Source organism: Modestobacter sp. KNN46-3, assembly GCF_011039295.1.
Genome location: NZ_JAAKGN010000323.1, coordinates 1 through 1,460, shown reverse-complemented (window position 1 = coordinate 1,460; position 1,460 = coordinate 1). Strand labels below are relative to the sequence as shown.

The following is a 1,460-nucleotide window of genomic DNA, read 5'->3' as shown; positions in this document are numbered from 1 at the left end:
TCGATCAGGGACGACGACACGAGCGTCTTGCCCACCGCCGTCTCGGCGCCCCAGCCCTCGCGGTGGCTGAACAGGTAGGAGATCGCCACGGCCAGGAAGTGGTTGGGGTTCATCAGCCCGCCGTCGGTGCGCACGACCGTCGTCCGGTAGGGCTCGGCGGCGCCGCCCTGGACCAGCCCGGTGAGCCGGCGTGCGTCGTCGGCCAGTCGGAGGTCGAGGACGCTGCGGGCGACGTAGCGGCGGGCCCGGTCGAGCACCTCCGGTCCGACGGCGTCGGCCAACGCCGCGTCGGTGACCATCTCCCGCCAGTCCCCGAGCACCCGATCAGGCTACGGCGAGGCACCGACAGAGCTGCCCGGGTCGCGGTCACCGGTGCTCCGGCGCGAAGATCACTGCATGAGCTCCGACCGCGCCGGCCAGCCCGCCCAGCCCTCTGACCTGGTCGACGTCCCGCACCTGCTCACCGCGTACTACACGGTCGAGCCGGATCCGGACGACGTCGCCCAGCAGGTCACGTTCGGCACCTCCGGGCACCGGGGCTCCTCGCTGGACGGCGCCTTCAACGAGCCGCACATCCTGGCCACCACCCAGGCGATCTGCGAGTACCGCGCGCAGCAGGGGTACGACGGCCCGCTGTTCGTCGGCCGGGACACCCACGGGCTGAGTGAGCCGGCCTGGGCGAGCGCCCTGGAGGTGCTGGTCGCCAACGACGTCACCGTGCTCGTCGACGCCGCCGACCGGTACACGCCCACCCCGGCGGTCAGCCACGCGATCCTGCGGGCCAACCGGGGGAAGACCACCGGGCTGGCCGACGGCATCGTCGTCACCCCCTCGCACAACCCGCCCCGGGACGGCGGCTTCAAGTACAACCCGCCCTCGGGCGGCCCGGCCGACACCGACGCCACCGGCTGGATCGCCAAGCGGGCCAACGAGCTGCTGGCCGCCGGCCTGGACGGGGTGCGCCGCGTCCCGTTCGCCCGGGCCCGCGCCGCGGCCCAGTCCTACGACTTCCTGGGCACCTACGTCGACGACCTGCCGAGCGTGCTCGACCTGGACGCCGTCCGGGCCGCCGGGGTGCGGATCGGCGCCGACCCGCTCGGCGGCGCGAGCGTCGACTACTGGGGCGCGATCGCCGAACGGCATCGCCTCGACCTGACCGTGGTCAACCCGCTGGTCGACCCGACGTGGCGGTTCATGACGCTGGACTGGGACGGCAAGATCCGGATGGACTGCTCCTCGCCGAACGCCATGGCCTCGCTGATCGGTGCGAAGGACGAGTTCCAGATCGCCACCGGCAACGACGCCGACGCCGACCGGCACGGCATCGTCACCCCCGACGGCGGGCTGATGAACCCCAACCACTTCCTGGCCGTGGCGATCTCCTACCTGTTCAGCCACCGCGAGGGCTGGGGCGCCGAGACGGCGGTGGGCAAGACGCTCGTGTCGTCGTCCCTGATCGA

Annotated in this window: 1 protein-coding gene and 1 pseudogene; one reads left to right on the top strand and one right to left on the bottom strand. The window is 72.7% G+C overall.

Features of this window, described 5'->3' with window-relative positions; translation table 11 throughout:
* A pseudogene (locus tag G5C62_RS27700) lies at positions 1-320 on the bottom strand (hypothetical protein); the annotation flags it as partial.
* A 76-nt stretch (positions 321-396) separates the two neighbouring features.
* Here G5C62_RS27700 and G5C62_RS26990 point away from each other — a divergent pair.
* A partial coding sequence (locus G5C62_RS26990) for a phosphoglucomutase (RefSeq protein ID WP_164703410.1) occupies positions 397-1,460 on the top strand: 1,064 nt, incomplete at its 3' end.